Origin of the sequence: Rothia sp. HMSC064F07, from assembly GCF_001837265.1 — a bacterium.
In the GTDB taxonomy this organism is placed as follows: domain Bacteria; phylum Actinomycetota; class Actinomycetes; order Actinomycetales; family Micrococcaceae; genus Rothia; species Rothia mucilaginosa.
Genome location: NZ_KV831928.1, coordinates 205,348 through 229,729, shown reverse-complemented (window position 1 = coordinate 229,729; position 24,382 = coordinate 205,348). Strand labels below are relative to the sequence as shown.

General features: G+C 60.6%; 18 protein-coding genes. 14 read left to right on the top strand and 4 right to left on the bottom strand.

Annotated elements, in window-relative coordinates:
• The first annotated feature begins 378 nt into the window (after nucleotides 1-378).
• From HMPREF2712_RS08695 to HMPREF2712_RS08685, 3 genes are all read left to right on the top strand, one after another.
• Nucleotides 379-1,023 (top strand): MerR family transcriptional regulator, encoded by a 645-nt coding sequence (locus HMPREF2712_RS08695; protein ID WP_005507725.1) that lies wholly within the window; start codon nucleotides 379-381, stop codon nucleotides 1,021-1,023.
• Nucleotides 1,024-1,214: 191 nt separating this feature from the next.
• Nucleotides 1,215-2,027 carry a ParA family protein gene (locus tag HMPREF2712_RS08690; RefSeq protein ID WP_060823688.1) on the top strand — a complete coding sequence of 271 codons (813 nt, stop codon included), beginning with the start codon at nucleotides 1,215-1,217 and terminating at the stop codon, nucleotides 2,025-2,027.
• 287 nt (nucleotides 2,028-2,314) lie between these two features.
• Nucleotides 2,315-3,772 carry a mycothione reductase gene (locus HMPREF2712_RS08685; RefSeq protein ID WP_070819774.1) on the top strand — a complete coding sequence of 486 codons (1,458 nt, stop codon included), beginning with the start codon at nucleotides 2,315-2,317 and terminating at the stop codon, nucleotides 3,770-3,772.
• Nucleotides 3,773-3,890: 118 nt separating this feature from the next.
• On the opposite strand, the gene HMPREF2712_RS08680 is transcribed toward HMPREF2712_RS08685, so the two are convergent.
• Both HMPREF2712_RS08680 and HMPREF2712_RS08675 read right to left on the bottom strand, forming a co-directional pair.
• A complete protein-coding gene (locus HMPREF2712_RS08680) occupies nucleotides 3,891-6,062 on the bottom strand; it encodes an AMP-dependent synthetase/ligase (RefSeq protein WP_070819773.1) in 2,172 nt (723 codons plus the stop codon).
• A gap of 151 nt (nucleotides 6,063-6,213) precedes the next feature.
• Nucleotides 6,214-7,080 carry an alpha/beta hydrolase gene (locus tag HMPREF2712_RS08675; RefSeq protein WP_070819772.1) on the bottom strand — a complete coding sequence of 289 codons (867 nt, stop codon included), beginning with the start codon at nucleotides 7,078-7,080 and terminating at the stop codon, nucleotides 6,214-6,216.
• Nucleotides 7,081-7,307: 227 nt separating this feature from the next.
• On the opposite strand from HMPREF2712_RS08675, the gene HMPREF2712_RS08670 reads away from it, so the two are divergent.
• Nucleotides 7,308-8,057, top strand: coding sequence for a lysophospholipid acyltransferase family protein (locus HMPREF2712_RS08670; protein WP_070819771.1), 750 nt, complete (start codon nucleotides 7,308-7,310; stop codon nucleotides 8,055-8,057).
• Between the two features lie 350 nt (nucleotides 8,058-8,407).
• A complete protein-coding gene (locus HMPREF2712_RS08665) occupies nucleotides 8,408-9,772 on the top strand; it encodes a class II 3-deoxy-7-phosphoheptulonate synthase (RefSeq protein WP_070819770.1) in 1,365 nt (454 codons plus the stop codon).
• Nucleotides 9,773-9,958: 186 nt separating this feature from the next.
• Here the strand turns inward: HMPREF2712_RS08665 and HMPREF2712_RS08660 are convergent, their stop codons facing one another.
• Nucleotides 9,959-11,659 (bottom strand): serine/threonine protein kinase, encoded by a 1,701-nt coding sequence (locus HMPREF2712_RS08660; protein ID WP_246828704.1) that lies wholly within the window; start codon nucleotides 11,657-11,659, stop codon nucleotides 9,959-9,961.
• Between the two features lie 248 nt (nucleotides 11,660-11,907).
• Here HMPREF2712_RS08660 and HMPREF2712_RS08655 point away from each other — a divergent pair, with 248 nt between their 5' ends.
• Nucleotides 11,908-12,276, top strand: coding sequence for an Rv2175c family DNA-binding protein (locus tag HMPREF2712_RS08655; RefSeq protein WP_070616602.1), 369 nt, complete (start codon nucleotides 11,908-11,910; stop codon nucleotides 12,274-12,276).
• 126 nt (nucleotides 12,277-12,402) lie between these two features.
• Here the strand turns inward: HMPREF2712_RS08655 and HMPREF2712_RS08650 are convergent, their stop codons facing one another.
• Nucleotides 12,403-13,635 carry a polyprenyl synthetase family protein gene (locus tag HMPREF2712_RS08650; protein WP_070819768.1) on the bottom strand — a complete coding sequence of 411 codons (1,233 nt, stop codon included), beginning with the start codon at nucleotides 13,633-13,635 and terminating at the stop codon, nucleotides 12,403-12,405.
• Nucleotides 13,636-13,820: 185 nt separating this feature from the next.
• Between HMPREF2712_RS08650 and dinB the strand changes: the two genes are divergently transcribed.
• The 8 genes from dinB (at nucleotide 13,821) to murF (ending at nucleotide 24,380) form a co-directional block, all read left to right on the top strand.
• The gene (gene dinB, locus HMPREF2712_RS08645) at nucleotides 13,821-15,215 is read left to right on the top strand and encodes a DNA polymerase IV (protein ID WP_070819767.1); all 1,395 of its coding nucleotides are present in this window, start codon (nucleotides 13,821-13,823) and stop codon (nucleotides 15,213-15,215) included.
• Nucleotides 15,216-15,387: 172 nt separating this feature from the next.
• A complete protein-coding gene (locus HMPREF2712_RS08640) occupies nucleotides 15,388-15,789 on the top strand; it encodes a DUF3040 domain-containing protein (protein ID WP_005506566.1) in 402 nt (133 codons plus the stop codon).
• A 544-nt stretch (nucleotides 15,790-16,333) separates the two neighbouring features.
• Nucleotides 16,334-16,765 carry a division/cell wall cluster transcriptional repressor MraZ gene (gene mraZ / locus HMPREF2712_RS08635; protein ID WP_005507741.1) on the top strand — a complete coding sequence of 144 codons (432 nt, stop codon included), beginning with the start codon at nucleotides 16,334-16,336 and terminating at the stop codon, nucleotides 16,763-16,765.
• Between the two features lie 101 nt (nucleotides 16,766-16,866).
• A complete protein-coding gene (rsmH, locus tag HMPREF2712_RS08630; protein WP_070819766.1) occupies nucleotides 16,867-17,931 on the top strand; it encodes a 16S rRNA (cytosine(1402)-N(4))-methyltransferase RsmH in 1,065 nt (354 codons plus the stop codon).
• Between the two features lie 20 nt (nucleotides 17,932-17,951).
• Nucleotides 17,952-18,926 carry a cell division protein FtsL gene (locus tag HMPREF2712_RS08625; RefSeq protein ID WP_070819765.1) on the top strand — a complete coding sequence of 325 codons (975 nt, stop codon included), beginning with the start codon at nucleotides 17,952-17,954 and terminating at the stop codon, nucleotides 18,924-18,926.
• 62 nt (nucleotides 18,927-18,988) lie between these two features.
• Nucleotides 18,989-20,854, top strand: a complete 1,866-nt coding sequence (locus HMPREF2712_RS08620; protein ID WP_070819764.1) for a peptidoglycan D,D-transpeptidase FtsI family protein — start codon at nucleotides 18,989-18,991, stop codon at nucleotides 20,852-20,854.
• Between the two features lie 168 nt (nucleotides 20,855-21,022).
• Nucleotides 21,023-22,768, top strand: a complete 1,746-nt coding sequence (locus HMPREF2712_RS08615) for a Mur ligase family protein (RefSeq protein WP_070819763.1) — start codon at nucleotides 21,023-21,025, stop codon at nucleotides 22,766-22,768.
• The gene (gene murF, locus HMPREF2712_RS08610; RefSeq protein WP_070819762.1) at nucleotides 22,761-24,380 is read left to right on the top strand and encodes a UDP-N-acetylmuramoyl-tripeptide--D-alanyl-D-alanine ligase; all 1,620 of its coding nucleotides are present in this window, start codon (nucleotides 22,761-22,763) and stop codon (nucleotides 24,378-24,380) included. Before HMPREF2712_RS08615 ends, murF begins: the two co-directional genes overlap by 8 nt.
• Nucleotides 24,381-24,382: the final 2 nt, after the last annotated feature.

The following is a 24,382-nucleotide window of genomic DNA, read 5'->3' as shown; positions in this document are numbered from 1 at the left end:
GGGGTGCCCAGAAAAAGCGAACGGAACAGTGGGGGAGGGGTGCCCCTATGAGGCGTTAATGAGGTAAGAATGAATCTGAAAAGATCGTTCGCTCCGGTGGGTTCAATTTTAAGTAGAGCCCTCTATCAGTTAAAATAGATTGAACAACCGCGCCTATCGCGCATCGGTCGCACTGTCGAACCGCTGTGTAGTATTGAAAACCGCGCCGGAACCCAGTAGAGGAACCACGCGAATCATAGACGCAGATTCTAGACCTCAACCCTAGAATCTCACCCCGATAATCTTTCCCTGAGAATCGGGTCTACACCGGAACGATATCGACCGCATTTGATAGGGCGCGGTGAAGCACTTAAAAGGGTTTAACGAAAAGGAGGGACCGTGCTAGAGCAGCAGGTAGCCGAAAATGCAGGCGAGGCCGCAACCACGCACGCACCCCAGGGCTTCGACCAGCCCCTGGATGGCTTCGACACCCTCTTCCCTGTAGCACCGCCTCCGCGCGGTGAACAGGGCGTACTCTTCACCGATCCTGTCTCTGTCGTCGAGGAAAACCTCGGCTACCGCGGCGCCGTCGCCTGCAAGGCAGCCGGCATCACCTACCGCCAACTCGACTACTGGGCACGCACCGACCTGGTCGTACCCACCGTGCGTGGCGCATCCGGCTCCGGTACCCAGCGCCTCTACAGCTTCCGCGACGTGCTCGTACTCAAGATTGTGAAGCGCCTGCTGGACACCGGCGTGTCCCTGCAGCAGATCCGTACCTCCATCGAGCATCTGCGTACCCGCGGCATTGACGACCTGGCGAACATCACCCTCATGAGTGACGGCACCACCGTCTACGAATGCACCTCCCCGAGCGAGGTCATTGACCTGGTTCAGGCAGGTCAGGGCGTCTTCGGCATCGCTATCGGTCGCGTCTGGCGCGAAATCGAAATGAACCTCAACGGCCAGCCCGGCGAAGAGATGCACGAAAACTTCGAAGGCGACGAACTCGCCGCCCGCCGTGCCCGCCGCGCACAGGCATAAAACACAAAACGTGAATCAGCCCGCGCTCACTACCTATCGGGTAGCGAGCGCGGGCTGAAGCTTTAAACGCGAGGGAATATTCAATGCTCACTTGAGAAAAAACTCAAGATACACCCCTGTCAGAGCCAGAAGAAAAGCGAAGATTCGCTAAAATAAAGGGGCATTACACCTCACTCAAAAAAGGGACCTGCATGCCCCGCATCGTCAGTATCAGCAGCCTCAAGGGCGGCGTTGGTAAAACGTCCATCACTTTGGGGCTCGCCTCCGCGGCATTACACAGCGGACTCTCCACACTCGTTATTGACCTCGACCCCCACGGCGACGCCAGCACCGGCCTGGCAGTGGATGAAACCATCCCCGACGTCGCCTCCCTGATTGCCAGTTCCAATGAGCGCGCCTTCGCGGAGGAAGCCGGTAGCTCCTCCTGGAATGCGCTCGTCGGCAAACCCACCCTGCTGACCAATAACCCCGTGACCACCGGTAGCGTGAAGGTGGCGCGAGGCTCGGCGCGCTCCACCCTCGTGGACCGGCAAGAAGCCGCGCCGTTCATCCGCCGCTTCAAGCGCATGGTGGAGGCGGCTGCGGACGCCTACGACGTCATCCTGATTGACTGCCCGCCGTTCCTCGGAACCCTGTCTTCGATGGGCTGGGCGGTTAGCGAGCGCATCCTTTCGGTCGCAGAGCCTTCCCTTTTCTCCGTGGCGGGCACCGAACGAACCCTGCGCGCCATCGTGCGCTTTCAGCAGGAAAGCGGCATCAGCATTGACGGTGCGGGAGTAGTTATCAACAAGATGCGCCCCAACGACAGCGAACACCGCTACCGACGCGACGAAATGCGTTCCCTCTTCGGCGAGCTCGTGGCAGAACCCGTGCTCGCTGAAAGCCCCGTGCTGCAGCGCGCCCAGGGTGCGGCGTACCCGATTCATTTTTGGCCCGACGAAGAATCGGTTGATCCCGCCATTGACTTCACCCGTCTGCTGGCTGGGCTCATGGCAGACCTCTAAGCGCAGACATCTAAGCCTTAATAATCCGCGGGCTCACATAGTTTCAACGCTTGAGGTTTCAACGAATAAGTGCGTCTTCTCAAAGAACCTCTGTATTTTCAGCGCTGTGTTCTCAGTGCTGTGGTCCTTTGGGACGGCGCACTTTCGCATATCCGTCAACATTGACACCAGAAGTGGGAATAGCCGGTAGCCTCCACGCGTTATAGTGGCAGTAACAGAAATAACCCCGCTATCGAGGGGCACGCTGGGAACGAGCCCAGCCTCAACACCTTATACGAGAGGACCACATGAGCATCGAGAACGTAGAACGCATTGACGGCGTAGCACAGTACGACCTCATCGTCATCGGCTCCGGATCCGGCAACACCCTCATCGGCCCCGAATGGGACGACAAGAAGGTCGCCCTCATCGACGGAGGTATCTTCGGCGGCACCTGCCTGAACGTTGGTTGCATCCCCACTAAGATGTACGTCTACCCGGCGACCATCGCGCAGAAGACCTGTGAGGTCAAGCACCTGGGCGTCGACGCACACGTAGACGCCGTGCACTGGGCACAGATTCGTGACCGCATCTTTGCCTCTCGCATTGACCAGATTGTTGAAGGCGGCCGCGAATGGCGTGCCGGTCTGCCCAACGTCGATTTCTACGACCAGTACGCGCGCTTCGTCGGCTCCCACACCGTTGAGCTGACCGACGGCACCCGCCTGCAGGGCCGCCAGATTGTCATTGCGGCAGGTTCGCGCGCCGTGCTGCCTCCCGTGCCCGGTATCGACTCCTCCAAGGTCTACACCAACGACAACGTCATGCGCCTGGACGAACTGCCCGCCCGCATGGTCGTCATCGGCGGCGGCGTGATTGCGGCAGAATTCTCCCACGTTTTCTCCGCATTCGGCACCGAAGTAACCCAGCTGAACCGCTCCTCCCGCCTGCTGCGCGGCGTGGATGAAGAGGTCGTGGCACGCTTTGAAGAAGCCGCAAGCAAGCAGTGGAACATCGTCAAGAATGCGTCCCTCTCCGAGATCCGTGAGAACGCCGACGGTAGCGTAACCGTCGTAGCGAAGCGCACCACCGAGAACGGTGAAGAACTGCTCGAAATCCCGGCAGACGCTGTGCTCGTAGCAACCGGTCGCCGCCCCAACACCGACACCCTCAACGCAAAGAACTACTTCGACGTGCAGGACGGCGGTCAGCTCAGCGTCGATAAGTACCAGCGCGTGCTCTACAACGGTGCACCCGTACCCGGTGTCTACGCCCTCGGCGACGTCTCCAGCCGCTACCAGCTCAAGCACGTGGCAAACCACGAGGCTCGCGTGGTGCAGCACAACCTCAGCCACCCCGAGGACCTGCGCGCCAGCGACCACCGCTACGTACCCGGCGCGGTCTTCAGCAACCCGCAAATCGCCGTGGTCGGCATGACCGAAGAGCAGGCGCGCCAGGCCGCTGAGCGTGAAGGTTTCGAGATCACCGTCAAGGCACAGAACTTTGGCGACACCGCCTACGGCTGGGCAATGGAAGACAAGATCGGCCTGTGCAAGCTGATTGCCCGCAAGGACAACGGCGAGCTGCTCGGTGCGCACCTGGTCGGTGAAGAATCCTCCGTGCTCATCCAGCCGCTACTGCAGGCAATGAGCTTCGGCATGGATGCGCGCACCCTCGCACGCGGCCAGTACTGGATCCACCCGGCACTGACCGAAATCATTGAGAACGCGCTGCTCGGCCTGGAATTCGACGAGCCCGCCAACTAACAACGGCTAGATAACGCCCGGAAGCCGAGGCATCTAGCGAACAAACAGAGAGGAGGGGGTCGTACCTAAACGGTACGACCCCCTCCTCACATATATATTCACAATCAGTTAGTGACGACTAAGAGTCTTCGCCTTCAGAACGCTGAGTATCTGCCTTCTTAGCTTCTACACCCTTAGCCGGGGTAGCGGTCTCATGCTCGGAATCGTCGTTAGTCTTCTCAGACCGTTCGGCGTCTTCCTTCGTTTCGGTCTTATCCTCCTGCGGCTTCTGCATGCGCTCAACTGCCTGCTCGCGTAGTTCCTCGAACTTCTCGGCAGCCTGCTCACGCAACTCAGCAAGACGCTCCGTCTGCTGATCCGCGTACTCGTGCAGACGCTCAGCAGCCTGCTCACGCAGCTCAGCGAACTTCTCAGACTGCTCTGCCGCGTACTCCTGCAGACGAGCCAAAGAATCCGACGTGCTATCAGAAACCTTGCCGTACATCTCATCCACGTAAGAGGAGAAATCCTGCAGAATCTTCGCGCGGCGCAGCTTCTGCGAGGGAGTCAGGTAACCATCTTCCTCGGTTAGGTCACGGTTCATGATGCGGAACTCGCGAATACCCTCGGCGCGGGAAACCAGCTGGTTCGCCTCATCCACGAGCTTCTGAATCGCGGCGCGGACCGCCGGGTGAACCGCAGCCTCCGGAATGGAGAGCGAACGCGGCAGACCCAGATGCTCGAGCTGCTCGGGCAAGGTATCCGGGTCTAGGGTCACCAGCGCTGAAATGAACGGCTTCTCATCGCCAACCAGCATTGCCTGAGACACCAGGGGAGAAGTGCGCAAATGACCCTCCGCAATACCCGGAATCACGTTCTTACCGCCGGCGGTGACAATGATTTCCTTCTTACGGCCCACAATCTTCAGGTAGCCGCGCTCATCGAAACGAGCCAGGTCACCGGTGCGGAACCAGCCGTCTTCGGTGAACGCATGAGCGTCCTCCTCGGGGTTCTTGTAGTAGCTGCTAATCACGCCCACGCCACGAACCAGAAGCTCGCCGTCCTCAGCAATGTAGCCTTCGGAACCGGGGATGAGCGGGCCAATCATGCCAATCTGGTACGGGTTGATGCGGCCAGCAGCAATCGGGGCGCAGGTCTCGGTCAGACCGTAACCCTCCACCACCTGCACACCCACCGCGTGGAAGAAGTGCGCCAGGCGCTCGCCGAGGGGGCCACCGCCGGAGACCGCGTAACGCAGCTCGCCGCCGAGAGCCGCACGCAGCTTCGAGTAGACCAGCTTGTCGTAGAGAGCGTACTGCGCCGCCAGCTTGAGGGGCACACGACCCTCAACCTTCGCCTGCGACCAGCGCACCGCAATATCGGTGGAACGCTCAAACAGAGACTTATTGAACTTGCCGCCCTTAGCCGCCTTTGCCATGGCACCTTCGTACACCTTCTCAAAGACGCGGGGCACCACCAGCAGCATGGTCGGCTTGAAGCTATCCAAGTCAGCTGCCAGGTTCTTGATGTTGGGGGAGTGACCAATAACCAGGCCAGCATCCAGCGCCAGAACCTGAATCAGGCGCGCCAGAACGTGCGCCAGCGGCAAGAAAAGAATGGAGGAGTTGCGGGAGTTCGCAATCTCCGGCTCGACCAGCCTGGTGTTGGCGCTGAGGTTCAGGAAGTGGCCGTGAGTCAGTGCGCAACCCTTAGGGCGACCGGTTGTGCCGGAGGTGTACACAATGGTCGCGAGGTCGTCACAACCGGCTGCGGAACGTACCTGCTCCAGCTGCTCATCGCTTACCTCGGAGGCGCGAGTGCTCAGGGTATCGAGGTCACCGTTCTCAATGACCCAGCGGTGCTTCAACTGCATGGGCTCCTGGGTCGTGGAGGCGAATTCCTCAGCCTCCGCGATGCGCGCCAGAAGCTTCTCATCCTCAACGAAGATGGCGGTAGCCTCCGAGTGGGCGAGCGCCCACGCCGCCTGTGCGGGTGCGTTGGTCTCGTACACCGGCACGGAGATGGCGCCCGCGTACCAAATCGCGAAGTCAATGACGGTCCACTCGAAGCGGGTGCGGCTCATAATGCCCACACGGTCACCCGGGCGGATGCCCGCAGCAATCATGCCCTTAGCTAGGTCGGTTACCATCTGGTGGAACTGCTGGGCGCGAATCGGCTGCCAGTTACCCGGAGACATCTGACGGCGGTACAGCACCGGGTTGGAGCTGTCGGCTCGGTGACGCTCAACAATGCTTGTCAGGTTCAGTGAGGGGTCGACAAGAACCTCAGCGGGAGTGGAGAAGACTTTCATAATGCGCCTTTCGAATCAGGGCGTAAGCTCGGGCGGTCCGGGCCGCGGGCTGTCCTCGAATGCTCGAGGTGCCGTGATGGCTTTCTGGTTGTTCTGCTCGCCGCGGCGGGTGATGCATTCGCCGGTGTGCAGCGGGCGGAACTGTCAGAATTTAGTGGTTTAGGGATGCGACAAAAGCTTGAACAGTAGAGAAAAGATACTCGGCGTCGTAGTCGAGCGTTGCCACATGGTAGCTGCGGGTCAGCCACCTAAATTCTACAGGAACTGAACAATGTTCGAGAAAATATTTGTGGGAGCTATCCGACACAGTATGATCGCCCAGTGAACGCGCGTACAGAACCGGCGCCTTCAACTGCGGAATCAGTGCACGCGTCTCAGCGCCCAAAAGATGTAACTGATGCACCGCCGCCGTCGGAACGATAGAATACGCGCCCTCGCTCACGCCAGGAACCGCAATATCGGAACCAATCGCCTTGAGCATCGGCAGAACCTTCGACACCTTACCGGCGTGGCGCATCATCGGGTTCACATCCACCATATAGGGGTTAATCAGCACCGTACCCGCCACCGGCAGGCGCGCCGACAGATGGGTCGCCACCGTGCCGCCCATCGACATACCAATGACCACCACACGCAGACCCTGATCGGCTAGGCGACGGTACCCCTGCTCGGCAGAAGCTAGCCACTGCTCATAGGTGCTATCGCGCAAGTCTTTCCAATGAGTACCGTGACCGGTCAGCAACGGCATCTCCACCGCATACCCGAGCTCCATAAAATGCTGAGCCAACGGGCGCATGCTATGCGGTGAACCCGTAAAACCGTGCACCAGCAAAATACCCACAGAATGCTGCGCCGGGTCAGGACTAAAAGAAACGGGGGAGTGATCGAACGCTTCCTGGTCGCCCTCGAGGCGACGCGCCAGGGAGTCCTTAACATTTTGGGTTGCTAGAAGCCTGCGCTCGCGAGCCTTGCGGCGCATCCGCTTGAGCGGCTCCAACGAGTTATCAAAAATGCTCATGGTCCTCCTTCGCCAACCTGCGAGAATATGAACGCAGGTGCAGGCTCTATAGCGTACCCCGGTGGGGCGCCACAGATACAGCGCCGATGCCGGTATATCGCCTCCAGCGCACCCGAATACACCGGTGCGCAGAAAAATCGTTCCCTTTTTTTTTAATTATCGCGCGTTCCCTCGTGCCTCTCCAGACACGCTAGAATTGAGCCGGGAACATTCAGAGAGGAGACCCCATGCCTAACACCGCCCTCTATTCAACGCTCAAGATTCTTGGCTCCCCCCTGTTGCAGAGACTGTACCACCATGACGTGGTGGGCCTAGAGAATCTGCCCGAGGGCCCCTACATCGTCGCCAGCAACCACCTGGCGTTCTGCGACTCTATCTTCATTCCTCTCGCCATGCCGCGCACCGTGAACTTCCTCGCCAAGAGCGACTACTTCACCACCCCCGGTGTGAAGGGTCGTGCTATGGCGGCGTTCTTCCGTGGTGTCGGTCAGCTTCCCATGGACCGTTCCGGCGGCCAGAAGAGCCAGGAATCCCTCAACGCCGGTGCGCAGGTCCTCAAGGACGGCGGCGTGATTGGCATCTACCCCGAAGGCACCCGTAGTCCCGACGGACGCGGCTACCGCCCCAAGGTCGGTGTCGCCCGCCTCGCAGTTGAAGCAGGCGTGCCCGTAGTGCCCATCGGACAGATCGGTACCGACCTGATTCAGCCCTCCGGCTCGAACCGTATCCGTCTGCGCCACGACGGCAAGCCCATCCAGGTGCGCACCATTATCGGCAAGCCCCTCACCTTCGAGGAATACACCGACGGCTCAGACCTGAGCCACCGCGTTCAGCGTGAAATCGCCGACCGTATTGGCTCCGAGATCCGTGCCCTCAGCGGCCAGGAATACGTGGACGTGTACGCCGACCGCGTCAAGAAACTCATGGCCGATAAAAATATGAGCGCTGATGCGGCAGTCGCACACCTGCAACACTAAACATTGAGACAGCACCCTGAGGCAGCACCCCGGGTGCACACATACGCCAGAGGGCGGGATGCGGTACATGCCACATCCCGCCCTCTGGCATATGCGGCTCTGCAACGGTGCTCATCAACCTGCTGCGTATAAATCCCCTGCACATCAACCCGCGTATCGCCGACACCGGGTGGCGCTATCTAAACATGTGAGATGTACCTGACTGCAGGGTTAGGTGTTGAAGCAAGCAAGAGTACAATTAGGTCTATTCGCCCCTAAGAATCACGTGAACGCATGCCACATACGGCCTACCGAGCACCTGAAGCAGGGGTGAACCAGAAAACGCACAAGACCATCCCGATGGAGTGAAGATGAGCAATCAAAACCTCAGCACCTCGCAGGCCACCGACCACGGCCTAGACACCTGGCGTCAGCTGCACATTGACCAGCAGCCCACCTGGAGCGAGCACGAAGATTTTGAGAGCACTATCGCCGAGCTGAACTCGGTACCGCCGCTCGTCTTCGCCGGTGAGGTCGACGCCATGCGCCAGGCACTCGGTGAGGTTGCTGACGGCCGCGCATTCCTGTTGCAGGGCGGCGACTGCGCAGAAACCTTCGCTGGTGCAACCGCCGACAAGATCTCCGGCCGCATCAAGACCATCCTGCAGATGTCTGCAGTGCTCACCTACGGCGCCTCCATGCCCGTGGTGAAGATGGGCCGTATGGCTGGCCAGTTCTCCAAGCCGCGCTCCGCAGACATGGAAACCCGCGGCGACGTTACCCTGCCCTCCTTCCGCGGCGAGACCGTCAACGGTTTCGACTTCACCCCCGAAGCCCGCGTACACGACCCCAAGCGCATGCTGCGCGGCTACCACGCCAGCGCATCCACCCTGAACCTGGTGCGCGCCTTCACCAAGGGCGGCTTCGCAGACCTGCGCGCCGTACACCAGTGGAACCGCGGCTTCACCTCCAACCCCGCGCATGAGCGCTACGAGAAGACCGCCAACGAAATCGGCCGCGCCCTCAAGTTCATGGAAGCATGCGGCGTGAACTTCGAAGCCCTCAAGACCACCGACATGTACGTCGGCCACGAGGCACTCGTGCTGGACTACGAGCGTGCCCTGACCCGCATCGACTCGCGCACCCACCTGCCCTACGACACCTCCGCACACTTCCTGTGGATTGGCGAGCGCACCCGCGGCATCGACGATGCACACGTAGACTTCCTCTCCAAGGTCCGCAACCCCATCGGCGTGAAGCTGGGCCCGACCACCACTACTGAGGATGCACTCGCACTGATCGACAAGCTCGACCCGAACCGCGAGCCCGGCCGCCTGACCTTCATCACCCGCATGGGTGCGAAGAACATCCGCGAGAAGCTGCCCGCAATCGTTGAAGGCGTGCAGGCTGAAGGCGCGAAGGTCGTCTGGGTTACCGACCCGATGCACGGCAACACCATCTCCGTGCCCTCCGGCTACAAGACCCGCCGCTTCGACGACGTGCTCGACGAGGTTCGCGGCTTCTTCGAGGTGCACGAGGCACTGGGTTCGTTCCCCGGCGGTATCCACGTGGAAATGACCGGCGACGACGTGACCGAATGCCTGGGCGGCTCCGACGCTATCGACGAGGCAGCACTGGCTGACCGCTACGAGTCCCTGTGTGACCCGCGTCTGAACCACTCGCAGTCCCTGGAAATCGCGTTCCTGGTCTCCGAGTACCTCAAGAACCGCGCATAAAACGTTCATGCGCCTCGCCGTACTAGTCAGTGAGAAATAGCAGAAAAAACAATGCCCGGGTCTTCATTCATCGTGAATGAAGACCCGGGCATTGCGTTTAACCTGCGCACTGCAAAGACGAGGACAGAGTGCACAGACGAGGACAGAGTGCACAGACGAGGACGGAGTGCTCGAGGGGGAGCACTACTAGAAGGTCAGGAACGCCTCAATATTGCGCCACCACTGCGACTGCACCAGCGAGGTCGCAAGCCACCAACCGGTAAAGCTCGAACCCATGCCCAGCAGAATCAGCGCCAGAGCCCAACCGCCCACCGCCATACCCGAGGGCGGGGTCCTAAACTGCTTGGCGGGCAGGCGAGGATCCTTCTGCGAAGACTGCTCGGATTCCTGAGAAGAAGCGGTCTCCTCTGCCGGTGAAGCCTCCGACGCGCTCGCCGCTCCCTTAGACTTCGAACGACGCGCACCCGAGGGGCTCAACGAACGCTCCGCATGGATTGGGGCGTACTCGCCATGAGCTGAGATGAACTCCTGCTCCGTCTGCGGGCCAATACCAACGGACTGAGTCAGCGGGCCCTTCGCCGTGGCGGTACGACGGCTCATGAATGAGCCCAGACCACGCTTGCCGGATTTGCCCTTTGAGCCTTCCTGATTCTGATCAGCGTCAGAATCGTCATTATCGGAGGCGGAACTCACCAGAGGCGGAATGCCCTGGCGGTTGAGCACGGAGTCCTCAGCATCCACGTCGGCAAGGTGCACGCCCTGACCCGCTGCCGAGGCATCGTACACGAGGCTGTCGGGGGAGTACACATCGTAGGCGAGCAGATCGCGGGCATCGCTAAAAGCACTAATCGGGGTGTTACGCACCATCTGCGCGGCACCGCTACGCTCCGCAATATCGGCAACAGCTTCCCAAAGGGGAAGCTCCGGCTCCGGGCACGAGGGGGCGCGCCAAGCACGCTCAGACTCACCCAGCGACTCAGAAATCTCCAGCAGGGCCGTGAATAGTTCGGTCGCATCCTCGGGGCGGGCGTGAGGCTGCTTGCGGGTACACCACGAAATCAGCCCCGCAATATCGCGGTCCGCACCCAGTGCGACATCGGTCAGCGCGGGCATCTCAATATTCGCGTTGTGGTAGAGCACCTGCTGGTCATTCTCCAGACCCACAAAGGGCAGACGACCTGAAAGCATGCGGTACATCATCACGCCGAGCGCAAAAATATCAGCCTGAGCTCCGACCTTCACCTTCGGATCAAGAACCTCCGGCGCCACGTAGGCGGGGGTGCCCATGGGGGCGCCCGCATCCACCTGATCGTCACGGCGGGAAAGACCGAAGTCCGTCAGCTTCACCTGGCCGTTAGCGTCGAGAAGAATATTGCCCGGCTTAATATCGCCGTGCAGGTAGCGGTTAGCGTGCACCTCGGAGAGCGCCTCCACGACCGGAATGAGGATATCCAGAGCCTCACCCAGGGATAGAGCATTACGTACACGTAGCAGCTGGCTCAGCGTACAACCGTGCACGTACTCGAGCACGATATACATGACCATCTGACCCGAAAAATATTCGGTACCCGACGAAATCACACCCACCGTATGCCCGCCGCCGCCCACCTGGCGCATCGAGCGCTCCTCACGGTGGAACTTCTGACGGTTCGCTGCATCCTCAGCCAGAGCGGGGGAGAGAACCTTGAGCGCGACCGGGTTATTCGACCACAGGTCCAGCGCATAATACACCTCGCTCATGCCGCCGCGGCCAATAAGCGAACCCACCTGGTAGTGACCCTCAATAATGGCGCCACTGAGCCACTGCGAAGAACCAATAGCGGTATCCGGGGCAGCGGGACGAGTGGCGGGAGGAACAGGAGTATTTGCAGAAGAACGAGGGTTCACGGGAGAAATCCGGCGTGGGCTGGGAGTATTCATACGTCTCAACATTTTAGCCCGCCCACCTGGGCGGAAGCGATGCCAAAGGGCGCCGAGCAGGTGAACACTCAGCGAATTCTTACAAAGTGCCGGTGGACCCGACTCCACCGCAAGAACAACGGGCAAAGTACAAGAACGAAAGAACCCGGGAGGGGCAGCGAACCTGCGGCGGGTCAAAAGTGGTAAATACGTGCCAGCTCTGGCACTCTTAAAAGGTGACTAACGAAAATATTGCTCAGACCTTCGCCCTCGTCGGCGATTGGGTAACTATCCCTGAAATTGCGCAGGCCCTCGACCTGAAGGTGACCCGCGTTCACAACCTGATTTCTGACGGTACGCTCATCGCGCTGCGCGACCCGGAAACCAACGTGCGCAAGGTACCCGCACTATTCCTGAACGGTTCGCGAGTACTCGAATCCCTCAAGGGCACCCTCGCTGTCCTGAAGGATTCCGGCTTCAGCGATGAAGAAGCTATCGTGTGGCTGTACACCAGCGACGACTCCCTGCCCGGCCGCCCCATCGACGCACTGATTGACGGTCGTAAGACCGAGATCCGTCGCCGTGCGCAGGCACTGGCTTGGTAATCTGGCTTGGTAATAGCGGCTCAGAACTATAGCTAAATAGGTTGAGGCGGCATACTTCGGTATGCCGCCTCAACTTGTTTAACGTTCTAACTGTGTTGAACCTCTACGCCTTACGACGCAGGGCATCTATGCCTTGCGACGCAGTGCACGGCCCACGATATCGGTCAGTGCCGCATGCGTCAGCTCGTCCAGGTTCATCGCCTCCAGCGCCTCAAACACAGCCTGAGACTTCTGCTCAATCAGCTGCTCATGCTTGGCGAAAGCGCCCGAAGAAACCATCAGATCGCGGATGCGCTCCACCTGCTCATCGCTCAGCTCGGGGTTGCCCAAGCTATTGTGCAGAAGCGCCGCGTCCTGCTCGTTGAGGACAGCGGAGGTGAGCGCCACCAGCACGGTACGCTTACCCTCACGCAGGTCATCGCCAGCAGGCTTACCGGTTACCTCGGGCTGGCCGAAGACGCCCAGCTCGTCATCACGCAGCTGGAAGCCCTCACCCAGCGGCAGGCCGAACGCACGGTAACCGGCAAGTACCGGGTGCTGCTCGCTCACGGCACCGGTGCCGTTCTCCAGCGCGGCAGCCTGCAGAGCCAGAGCACCACCAATCGTGAAGGGGTGCTCGCACGAGTACTTGGCGGACTTGAAACGAATCACGTTCAGGGCACGCTGCAGAGCTGCCTGAGCGTCCTCGGTTTCGAGAACCTCGGAGTAGACGTCCAGGTACTGACCCGCCAGAACTTCGGTGCGCATCCGGTCAAAAATAGTGCGCGCAGGGGCGCCATAAATCGCTCCCTCACCCAGGGATGCGAAAACCTCGGCAGACCACGCCAGGGTCAGATCGCCGGCAAGAATACCGCCGGTCAGACCGTAGTTGAAAGCATCACCGCGCCAACTATTCTGCTCGTGCGCAGCCTCAAAACGCTTGTGCACGGAGGGAGCGCCGCGGCGGGTATCGGAGCGGTCAATAATGTCGTCGTGAATCAGCGCGGAGGTCTGGAACAGCTCCACCGCCATGCCGGCCTTCACAATAGACCAGGACGCGCGGTTCTCGGTTACGGGTGCGCCGCCGGCACCTCGCCAACCCCAGTAGCTCAGCAGGGCACGCAGGCGCTTGCCGCCGGTGGAGAGGGACTCAATAGCCTCCAGCAGGGGTAGAGTCTCAGAAGAAATGCCCTCGAGCAGCTCGCGCTGGCGGATAAAAAACTCAGCCATGAGAGTGTCAAAAGCGTGCAGGTAGGCTCGCTGCTCTTCAGCAATACGCTCGGCGAGGTGCGCAGAATCCGCCGGGATATTCGGTGCCGCTACGGTGAGGCTCTCGGTCGCCTGGGGAGTGGGTGCTCCGGAAGGAGAAGGGGGAGTCATACTATCCTCGCTGATGGTCGCTATGTACGGTCCTGATGCCGTGCGGTGTGCACTTCTTCTAGCTTAGTGGAGAAAAGCCCAAGAGAACGCATTTACGAACACGTTTACGATATATTGCCCCTATTGTTCGTAGAAATGTGCTATATTTTTGGTAGGTGGGCGTAGAAGCTATGAGAGGAGGCGACATGGGGCAGACGCGAACCGGCAAGAACAGCGGCGCAAGGAACGGCCGCGTCATTATGCACCTGGACATGGACGCCTTCTTCGTCAACGTCGAACTCCTCGAAAACCCCGCTCTGCGCGGCGAGCCCATTATCGTGGCGCCCCTGGGTCCCCGATCGGTCGTATGCTCAGCCTCCTATGAGGCGCGCGCCCACGGAGTGCGCTCCGGTATGCCGCTCAGTCGCGCCCGGAACCTCAGTCCCAACGCCACCGTCCTGCCGCTGCGCGGCGACTACCGGCACTACTCCCGCGCCGTCATGGCAATCTTGAACGATCTGAGCCCCTACGTTGAGCAGGTCAGCGTGGATGAAGCCTTCGTGGACCTCACCGGCGCTTATCTGCACGGCCAAGACCCCGTCGCCCTGGCGCAGCGCGCTCGCGACCGCATCGCGCAGGAGCTATCCCTGCCCTCCTCTGCGGGGGTTGCGCCCAATAAGCTGCTCGCCAAAATGGCGTCCACCGGTAGTAAACCGAATGGGCTGTGGGTCATTCCACCCGAGCGCGTTCAAGAATTTCTTGACCCGAGAAAAGTCTCCGACCTGTGGGGAGTGGGTGTCAAAAGTACCGAGCAGCTCTCCCGATACGGTATTCACACCATCGTCCAGATGAGGTCCATGAGCCTGGATTGGCTCAAAGAACGCTTCGGCACTGCCCAGGGCGAGCACCTCTGGGCCATGGCACGCGGTATTGACGAACGCCCCGTGATCACCGAGCGCGAAGAGAAAAGCATGGGTGGCGAGCACACCTTCGAGACGGATACGACCGATGCCCAGGAGGTGAGCGCTGCTATTCGGGAGCTGAGTCTCAAGCTGGGAAAGCGCCTGCGATCCTCGGGGAAACTCGCCGGAGGGCTCAGCCTCAAAATTCGCTACAGCACCTTCGAAACGCACACCCGCGCTATTGCCCTGAACGTGCCCGTGGACTCCGGCATGCAGATCGCCTCCCTGGTGTTGGAAGCCCTGCGAGCAGATGAAATCGTGGTAGGGCAGGCGGTACCCCGCGCCCTGCGACTCATCGGAGTGCGCGCCGAAAAGCTCGCCCGCGCAGAAGACGGAGTGCAACAAACCCTCTTCGACTCCATCGAGAGCGGGGCAAACCCACGGTCCGCACAAACTGCCTCCGCACAAACCGCCTCCGCACAACGAGGCGGCGGGGGAGTGGACAATAGCCCGCAGAACGGTACTCGCTCGGGAGCTGGCGCTCACTCGGGGTCTGGTGCCCGCCTCGTGAAGAGCGGCAGATGGTCCGAGGTTGAGCACGTCATGGACGCCATTCATCGCAAGTACTCGCAGGAAAGCCTCAAACCAGCCTCCGGGGTGGCGGTGCCGGAGAAGAGTATTGACGAAAAGAGGTCATAAAGAGCTTCTGTCCGGAAAAAGAATGCGCCAACCCCACTCCGCGCGGTACGATGGGAAACATACGACCGGAGACATACAGCGGGAAGAAGCGCCCACCGCGCCACCTGATGCACTAGCTAACCCGGCTGATACCGACGTCATCTTGAATAGCGACACCTCAAAGGAGAAAACGATGGCACTGTCCGAGCGTGAACAGAAGGTTCTGGACCAGCTCGAAGAACTCATGAGCAATGAGGATCCGCACTTTGCCTCCTCCATGTCCTCAACTGGCAATACCGCGCCGGTCTTTAGCGCTCGCCACCTGGCTCTCGGTATTCTCTTCGTTCTTATCGGCCTGGGCATCATTATCGGTGCGGTCGCATCTAATATGATCTGGCTGGGCGTATTCGGCTTCCTCTTTGCTGCCGGTGGCGTGTACTTTGCGACCACCAGCAAGAAGACCCCGGTCGACTCCTTCCTCGGCGGTAAGGCAGAGGGCGCAGCTCGCGTGCGTCAGCGTGAGCAGAAGGAGCGTTCCTCCTTCATGAATCGTCTGGAGGACCGCTGGGACGAACGCAATAACGGCCAGTTCTAGTACTGCTTTGGTGCAATAGTTTTTCTCACGGCTAGTATTTCTCGTGGCTGAGCATCCGTACTCTCTAGGGTCTTAAGACTTCATCAAGACTTCACAGGCGGAAGGTAAGAATTCTCTTACCTTCCGCTTTTTCTATGCCTGAAATAGTGAAGCGTGGATGCTTTATGAAAGCTGGTAGACGGATCACGCCGATTCCTGAAGTTTGCCCCGTCATTGAGTCTGTGCTTGAGCCAGGGCATGGCAAACATGATGAAGGCGGCTCGCTGAGCGGATGCGTCCGAAACTGTGTAGAAGCTGTGCGCCAGCGTTAAAAATGCAGAAGAGAGCATAAAAACACTAAAAGATACTCTGCCGGGTGGGGTAGGTGGTGGAAAGTGGGGTAAAGTGGAGGGGAAAGCTGAAAGTCAGTCCTATCGCCGTGCCCTCAAACAAACGGCGGAGGCGCCGGCCCGGCACACCCCGCCACCGGCACCTACAGGATTCGTGGAGCAACCACGCTCCCGCAGGCTTCAGCACAACGGCACACATCGGGGAGGTGAAGTGAATGTTCTTAGGTACCTACTCACCACGAATGGACGCCAAAGGACGCATCATCCTTCCCGCCAAATTCCGTGAGGAACTCTCAGCAGGCCTCGTTCTGACCCGCGGTCAAGAACGATGCCTGTACGTTTTCCCCGCCGCAGAATTTGAACGCATCCACGAGCGGATGCGCACTGCGCCCCTGCCCGGACGAGCCGCCCGAGACTTCCTGCGAGTCTTCCTCTCAGGAGCCTCAGACGAACTGCCCGACAAGCAGGGACGCATCACCATCCCACCGATACTGCGCCAATACGCAGGACTGACCGACAACCTCGTCGTCATCGGATCCGGTACCCGCGCAGAAATCTGGGATGCCGCCGCCTGGGAGGAATACCTCGCCCGCACCGAAGCTGAATTCGCCTCCCTCGACGAGGACCCGTTCAGCCCGCTGCTCTAACCGGCATCCCGCCGACGCGACGGCTACCGCCCCGGCATCTCTAGCACCCGCACCACTCTTCCGTAAGCCTTCCCGCAGGACAAACTCTCACAGGAGCACCCATGAGCGTAGAACACGCCCCCGAAACCGGTACGACCGACTCCGGTACTGCCGCCAAGGCCCCCGGCGCATCCATTGAGAACCTCTCCCAGCGTGAAGCCAGCGAACGCCACGTGCCCGTCATGCTGGACCGCTGCATTAACCTGCTGGCACCCGGCATTGAACGCGCCGTCGAGGAGCGCGGCACCGCCTACGTTATTGACGGCACCCTCGGTATGGGTGGTCACTCCGAGGCGCTGCTTGAACGCTTCGAAAACCTTGTGCTGATCGGCATTGACCGCGACCTGCAGGCACACGCCATCGCCGGTGAGCGTCTGGCACGCTTCGGTGACCGCTTCGTACCCGTCCACGCCGTCTACGATGAGATTGACCGCGCCATGGAAGCTGCCGGCGTGCAGGGCATCGACGGCATCCTGATGGACCTGGGTGTCTCCTCCATGCAGCTGGACGAACGCACCCGCGGCTTCGCCTACTCCTACGACGCTCCCCTGGACATGCGCATGAACTCCGAAGACGAGCTCACCGCCCGCATCGTCGTCAACGAATACAGCGAAGACCAGCTGCGCCGCATTATCCGCAACTGGGGCGAAGAGAAGTTCGCATCGCGTATCGCCCGCGCCATCTGCACCGCCCGCGCCAACGCGCCCCTGGAAACCACCGGTGAGCTCGTACGCATTATCCAGAAGGCTGTGCCCGTCGCCGCGCAGCGCACCGGTGGACACCCCGCCAAGCGCACCTTCCAGGCGTTGCGTATCGAAGTGAACCACGAACTGGAAGCCCTCGAACGCGCCGTACCGGCAGCCCTGGAGGCGCTCAACCTCGGCGGCCGATTTGTCGCCATGAGCTACCACAGCCTCGAAGACAAAATCGTCAAGAGGGCACTGACCGCGGAGGCAACCTCCAAGGCACCCAAGGGCTTCCCGGTAGAACTTGAAGAGCACAAGCCCACCGTCAAAATCATTACCCGCGGCGCCGAACCGCCTACCGACGAGGAAATTGAACAGAACTCTCGCGCCGCCAGCGCCAAGCTGCGCGCCGCCGAGAAGATCCGCATCCCCGCCAAGTAGAAGACAGAAAGCGAAGAAGAGTGAGCACCCAGCACGCATCCCAGCGCCCCACCCGCACCCAGGGCGCCCCGCGGAGTCGACGCGCCGGTTCCTCGCGCCCTGCCGCCGGCACCCCCGGCGCCGTTGGCTCTACCCGCGCATCCTCTACTGGCGGCTCTACCGGGGCGAGCCGCGCCTCCACCCGAGCACACTCCGGCCGCACCCGCACCGCACGTCTGGAGCCGGTCACCGCCTCCCAGTCGGTGGTCCGCCCCGCCAGCACCGCTGCTTCGCACGGCGGTAAGCGCACCTCAACGAACGCGAGCCGTGTACCCTCGAGCGTCCGTGCGGCAGCCCGCACCGAAGAGCCCCGCGAGGAGAAGCCGAAGTCGCGTCACCCGCTCTCGACCGTGCGCCGCCGAGCTCGTAAGCTCAGCCCGCCCACCATGCTCGCTGTTTTTGCGGCAATCCCGCTGACCCTGGTCTTTATTCTGCTGCTCAATGTGCTGATTGTGACCCGCCAGTACGACATGGTGGATTTGCGTGCGCAGGAGCAGCAGCTTGTGCAGGAAAACCAGGCGCTGCAACAGGAGATCGGCTTCAAGGAAGCTCCGCAGGATTTAGCGATACGCGCCAGTACCCTGGGCATGTTTGTGAGCTCTTCGCAGGCGACCCTGAACCTGCAGTCTTCCACGATTGAGGGCACCCCTGCTCCGGTGGCAAGCCCGACCGGTGTTGAGGGAAGCAAGCAGGAGAACCTGATTTCGCCTCCGGCGGCTGGCTCGAACGAAAGCTACGCCAAGGGCATCGTGGATGCGGACAAGTCCGTTCAGCAGCGCCACGGCCAGGCGAGCGCGGCGGCTAAGGCATCTGCAAGCGCCTCGGCGAGCCCTGCTCAGCAAACTAACTCAGCTCAGCAGGCTAACCCGACCCAGCCTGCACCGAGTGCCTCGGCTAGCTCTGCTACCGCACCGAGCGCCGCTCAGCAGCCCGCAGCAAGCCAAGCTGCACGATAAACAATATTGACCACAGGATGCGTAGCATCACCGATAGACTAGACCAGCGAAAGGACCACCGCATGAGCTCCGACGCGCGTAAGAACGCGAACGAATCGGCATCCGGTCAGCCGGATCTGACCCGCCGTGGCTTTGTCGCCGGCGCCGCTGCCACCTGTGCTCTGGGCGTCATTGGTGCGAATCTGTTTATCCGCCAGGGCTTTGATCCCGGTGCGGTGGCGAATGCGTCCCGTCAGAAGCGTTTGCGCTCCCAGGTGCTGCCTGCTGTGCGCGGTCAGATTCTCGATATCAACGGCAACGTCATGGCGCGTACTGTGCAGCGTTATAACCTGACTGCTGACCAGAGCGCCGTGGCGACCTTCAAACGCTACAACGAGGATCGCACCCAGAAGGTTGAGGTCACCCCCAACCAGCTGGTGTACGAGATGGTCGATATTCTCAAGACCGTTGACCCGGGCATTACCGACGAGTTCATCAAGTCCAAGCTGGACGGCACCTCCAAGTACTCGGTGATCAAAGCAAATATCACCCCGGAAATTTTCAATAAGATTGATGCCCTGGGTGCGCCCTTCATCTACGGTGAGGCGTTCTCTCAGCGCCTGTACCCCAACGGTAGTGTGGGTGGCTCCGTGGTCGGCAAGTACAACATTGTTGAAGAGGCTGACGGCAACGGCAAGGGTGGCACGGTGTCCCGTAACTACTCCGTGGGCATTGAGCGTGTCTTTGAGAAGGAGCTTGCCGGTACCCCCGGTGAGCGCACCTACGAGATTAGTGCTGATGGTGTGCGTATCCCCGTGGCGAAGGAAGAGCAGCGCCTGGCGGTGGACGGTAAGAATATTCGTCTGACCATTAACCGTGATGTGCAGTATTTTGCGCAGCAGGTGGTGCGTGCCCGCGCCGAGGAGCTGAAAGCTGAATGGTGTACCGCCATTGTTATGGATGTGCGTGACGGCTCCATTTTGGCTCTCGCTGATTCCTCTACGATGGACCCGGGTGCGGCAACCATTAAGGATGCGGCGGATATGACTCCGCGCGCTATTTCGCAGAACGTGGAGCCCGGTTCGACCGAGAAGATGCTAACTGCTTCGGCGCTGATTGAGCAGGGCCTGACCACCCCGACGAGCGTGTATGACGTGCCCGCGACCCTCACGATTGACGGCCAGACCTTTAAGGATGCGTTTGAGCACGGGGCGCAGCGGCGTACTTTCTCGGGCATTATTCATGACTCGATGAACACCGGTACGGTGCTGGTCGGTCAGAAGCTCAGCAAGGAAGAGCGCTACAACTGGTTGAAGAAGTACGGCGTCGGCGAGTTTACCGGCATTGAGTTGACCGGTGAGGAGCAGGGCCTGATTGCTGATTGGCGTGATTGGGATGGCCGTCAGCAGTACACTGTGCTGTTCGGTCAGGGTGTTGCGCAGACTCCGCTGCAGACCGCCATGATTTTCCAGGCGCTGGGCAATAAGGGCGTTCGTCTGAAGCCGCGCATTGTGGACGCGATCATTGATGCGGACGGCACCGAACATAAGCGTGCCGTAGAGCCTGGCGAACGCATGGTCAGCGAGCAAACTGCCGCCTCCTGCCTGACCCTCATGGAGAATGTGGTGGAGCAAGGCCACGCCCGTCCGGCGAAGGTGACCGGCTACCGCGTGGGCGGTAAGACCGGTACTGCGGAAACTCCGAGTGAGAAGGGCGGCTACGACGGCAACACGACGTCCTTTATTGGTGTGGCGCCGATTGAGAACCCGCAGTTCTTGGTGGCGGTGACCATGCAGCGTCCTGAGGGTACGGTGGGTACGAACGGTACGACGGCTGAGTTCTCCAAGATTATGGAGAAGACTCTGCACACCTATAATGTGCCTCGTTCTACCGGTGAACCGGAGTTGATTCCGCTTTTTGCTGAGGACAGCCCCAATAAGACGAGCTAAAGGCGAGCGGGGGAGAGGCGCCCGGTAGCTGATTCGTGATGAAGAAGCGCCGGTACTGAACACCTGTCGAAGCCTAAAGACCGTAGAATATTGAATGACCCTGTGTGCCTTGAGCGCATTGACCATACAGAGCTCACCGCTTCGGACAGCGGAGAGGAAAGAAGGACGATGGATACCGCATCTCACGCACCCGGCCAGAACCTGCTGGGCGGCGACGCTCAGACTCTGCGCCCGAATGCTGTGCGCCCGGTGAGTTTGGCGCACCTTCGCGAATATCTGCAGGGATTGGGTGCTCAGGTGAGTGCCCAGCCGGCTAGTGGCGTTCAGGGTTCTGAATCCGGTGATTCTGTTGAGGTCACCGGTATCAGCATGGACTCCCGAGGCGTTCGCCCACAGGACCTGTACGTGGCTCTGCCCGGTGCGAAGGTGCACGGTGCGCAGTTTGCTGAGGCTGCGTTGAAGCTGGGTGCTTCCGCTATTTTGACGGATGCTGCCGGTGCGCAGCTGCTGGGTGAGGCGCCGGTGCCTGTCCTGGTGACTGAGAACCTGCGCGAGTATGTCGGTCCGTTGGCTGCGCTGATTTATGGTTCGGCTTCGTTCCCCGCTACCCACCGTTATGCTGTGACCGGTACGAACGGTAAGACTACTTCCACTTATATGCTGGAGTCGGTGTTCCGCACTGGCTTGGGCGTGAAGACCGGTCTGATTGGCACTATTCAGATTCTGATTGATGGTGTGTCTGTTCCTTCGAAGATGACCACCCCGGAGTCTCCTCACGTGCATTCGCTGCTGACAATTATGGGTCAGCATCAGGTACGTTGCGCGGCGATGGAGGTGTCCTCGCACGCGATTGATTACCACCGTGTGGACGGCGTGAAGTACGCGGTTGCTGGCTTCACGAACCTGACCCAGGACCACCTGGACCTGCACGGCACCATGGAGCATTACTTTGAGTCGAAGGCTCAGCTGTTCACCCCTGAGCGTGCTGAGCTTGCGGTGATTACTGCTGATGACGAGTGGGGCGAGAAGATGTTCGCCGCTGCGTGTGAGCAGATGGGTGCCGAGCAGGTTCACCGTCTGGTGACTGCCCGCGGTGCTGGCCTGGCTGAGGTGCCCGCAGAGTTTGGTGCCCGCGACTGGGCTGTGGTGAAGGTCCAGCGTGAGGGTCTGGGTCACCGCTTCCATGTGGCGAATGGTGCCGGTGAGAGCGTTGAATGCTACACCGGTTTGCCTGCTGATTTTAACGTTTCGAATGCTGCGCTGGCGGCTCTCATGGCGTACCTGGACACGGACGCTGCTGAGCGTGAGCGTCTGCTACCCGAGCTGGCGTCTGGTTCGGCTCTGACTCCGGTGGTGCCGGGTCGTATGCAGCTGATTTCTTTGGCTCCGCACGCGATTGTGGACTTTGCACACAACCCGGACGGTCTGACCCGCGCCCTGGAGGCAATGGACCGCCCCGGCGACGGCAAGGTCATGATTGTTTTCGGCGCGACCGGTGAGCGTGACCAGCTCAAGCGCCCCATCATGGGTGCAATTGCGGCACAGTACGCAGATATCGTCATTGTGACTGATGACGATCCGCACGGTGAGGCGCCCGAGCCGATTCGTGCCGCCGTTGAGGAGGGCGCGCAGAAGGCTGAGAACCGCCGAGCCACCCAGATCCTGAATATTTCTCCGCGTGCCGCCGCTATTGATGCGGCAATTGCCCTGGCGGGCGAGCACGACGCCATCCTGATTGCTGGCCGCGGCCACGAAACCGAACAGGATGTTGACGGCGTGGATATCGCCCTGGACGACCGTGTTGAAACCGCCCGTGCCCTGCGTGCGCACGGTTTCGAGATTCTGCCTGACTACCAGCGCATGCTCGATGAAAGTGACTCTGAAACCGCTGAAGGTATGGTGAAGAATGATTAAGCTCAGCGCCGCCCAGATTATTGAGGCAACCGGCGGCACCGCTATCGGCCTGGAGGGCCGTGAGGAGCAGGTGCACGCAGACTTCGCCACTACCGACTCCCGTGAGGTGCAGACCGGTACCCTGTTCGTGGCGAAGCCCGGCGCGGTCACTGACGGTCACAGGTTCATCCCCATGGCGTTTGAGAGGGGCGCGACCCTGGCACTGGTCGAGCGTGAAGTACTCGACGAGCAGGGCGTGCCCTACCCGAGCATCCAGGTGCCCGATGTGGTGCTGGCGATGGGCGATTTGGCGCGCTACTCCATTGAGCAGATGCGTGCTCAGGGTGAGCTGACCGTTGTCGGTATTACCGGTTCTGCCGGTAAGACCACCACCAAGGACCTCCTTGCCGCCATTTTCACCCCGGAGGGTCCGACCGTTGCACCGGTTGGTTCCTACAACAGCGAGGTGGGTGTGCCTCTGACGGTGTTCCGTGCGGATGAGTCCACCCGCTACCTGGTCATTGAGATGGGTGCCGACCACGTGGGTAACATCGAGTACCTGGCGAATATTGCGCACCCTGATCACGGCGCAATCCTGAAGGTTGGTACTGCGCACGCTGGCGAGTTCGGCGGCGTGGACAATATTGAGCGCACTAAGGGTGAGCTGGCTGAGGGTGTTCAGCCGACTGGCTCCCTGGCTCTGAACGCTGACGATGAGCGCGTGCTGCGCATGGCATCGCGCTCGGTTGCCCCCATTACCTACTTCGGCGTGGGTGAGAAGACCGACGCGAACGGTCAGCCCTACGAACGCTACGTGGCGGCGCTGAACCTGCGCACCACCGATGCCGGTTGCCCCGAGTTCACTCTGCGCCTGCCTGACGGTAGCGAGTACGAGATTTCCTCGCAGCTGATTGGTGAGCACCACGTGCACAACCTGCTGGCTGCGGCGACTGTCGCCTACAACAGCGGTATTTCCGGTGAGAAGATTGCTCGCGCGCTCAATAAGACAGCGGCAGCTTCGAAGTGGCGTATGGCGCGCACCGACCGTGCCGACGGCGTGACCGTCATTAACGACGCCTACAACGCGAACCCTGAGTCGATGGCGGCTGCACTGCGCACTCTGGCACAGCTGGGCCGCACCGTTGACCCTGCGACTGGTCAGCCGCACCGCACCTGGGCTGTTCTGGGCGCCATGCTGGAGCTCGGGGACGCCTCCGTGGAGGAGCACGACCGCATCGGCCGTCTTGTGGTGCGCATGAACATTTCCAAGCTGATTGCTGTGGGCGACGAGACGAAGCCCACCTACAATGCGGCTCACCTGGAAGGCTCCTGGGGTAATGAGGCGACCTGGGTGAAGACCCCGGAAGAGGCAGAGCAGATTCTGCGCGCCGAGGTTCGCCCCGGCGACATTGTGCTTTTCAAGTCCTCGAACGGCGCGAAGCTGGGCATTCTGGGTGACCAGGTTGCTTTCGCTGAGTACACCTTTGGCGTTGAGGAAGAGCAGGCACCGACCTGGCTTTCTGCCGGTGACTTTGTTGAAACCACAGATTTGAGCGACCACCTTGCCGCTCACCTGGACGGTGCCGCTAACGGCGACCGTACTTCGACCGAACAGACCACGAACGAAGGGTAGCG

Bases quoted from the DNA above. Each gene is read 5' to 3' on its own strand.
- HMPREF2712_RS08690 (WP_060823688.1), top strand. From the start codon at position 1,215: ATGCCCCGCATCGTCAGTATCAGCAGCCTCAAGGGCGGCGTTGGTAAA.
- HMPREF2712_RS08685 (WP_070819774.1), top strand. From the start codon at position 2,315: ATGAGCATCGAGAACGTAGAACGCATTGACGGCGTAGCACAGTACGAC.
- HMPREF2712_RS08680 (WP_070819773.1), bottom strand. From the start codon at position 6,062: ATGAAAGTCTTCTCCACTCCCGCTGAGGTTCTTGTCGACCCCTCACTG.
- HMPREF2712_RS08675 (WP_070819772.1), bottom strand. From the start codon at position 7,080: ATGAGCATTTTTGATAACTCGTTGGAGCCGCTCAAGCGGATGCGCCGC.
- HMPREF2712_RS08670 (WP_070819771.1), top strand. From the start codon at position 7,308: ATGCCTAACACCGCCCTCTATTCAACGCTCAAGATTCTTGGCTCCCCC.
- HMPREF2712_RS08665 (WP_070819770.1), top strand. From the start codon at position 8,408: ATGAGCAATCAAAACCTCAGCACCTCGCAGGCCACCGACCACGGCCTA.
- HMPREF2712_RS08650 (WP_070819768.1), bottom strand. From the start codon at position 13,635: ATGACTCCCCCTTCTCCTTCCGGAGCACCCACTCCCCAGGCGACCGAG.
- dinB (WP_070819767.1), top strand. From the start codon at position 13,821: ATGGGGCAGACGCGAACCGGCAAGAACAGCGGCGCAAGGAACGGCCGC.
- HMPREF2712_RS08640 (WP_005506566.1), top strand. From the start codon at position 15,388: ATGGCACTGTCCGAGCGTGAACAGAAGGTTCTGGACCAGCTCGAAGAA.
- mraZ (WP_005507741.1), top strand. From the start codon at position 16,334: ATGTTCTTAGGTACCTACTCACCACGAATGGACGCCAAAGGACGCATC.
- rsmH (WP_070819766.1), top strand. From the start codon at position 16,867: ATGAGCGTAGAACACGCCCCCGAAACCGGTACGACCGACTCCGGTACT.
- HMPREF2712_RS08620 (WP_070819764.1), top strand. From the start codon at position 18,989: ATGAGCTCCGACGCGCGTAAGAACGCGAACGAATCGGCATCCGGTCAG.
- HMPREF2712_RS08615 (WP_070819763.1), top strand. From the start codon at position 21,023: ATGGATACCGCATCTCACGCACCCGGCCAGAACCTGCTGGGCGGCGAC.
- murF (WP_070819762.1), top strand. From the start codon at position 22,761: ATGATTAAGCTCAGCGCCGCCCAGATTATTGAGGCAACCGGCGGCACC.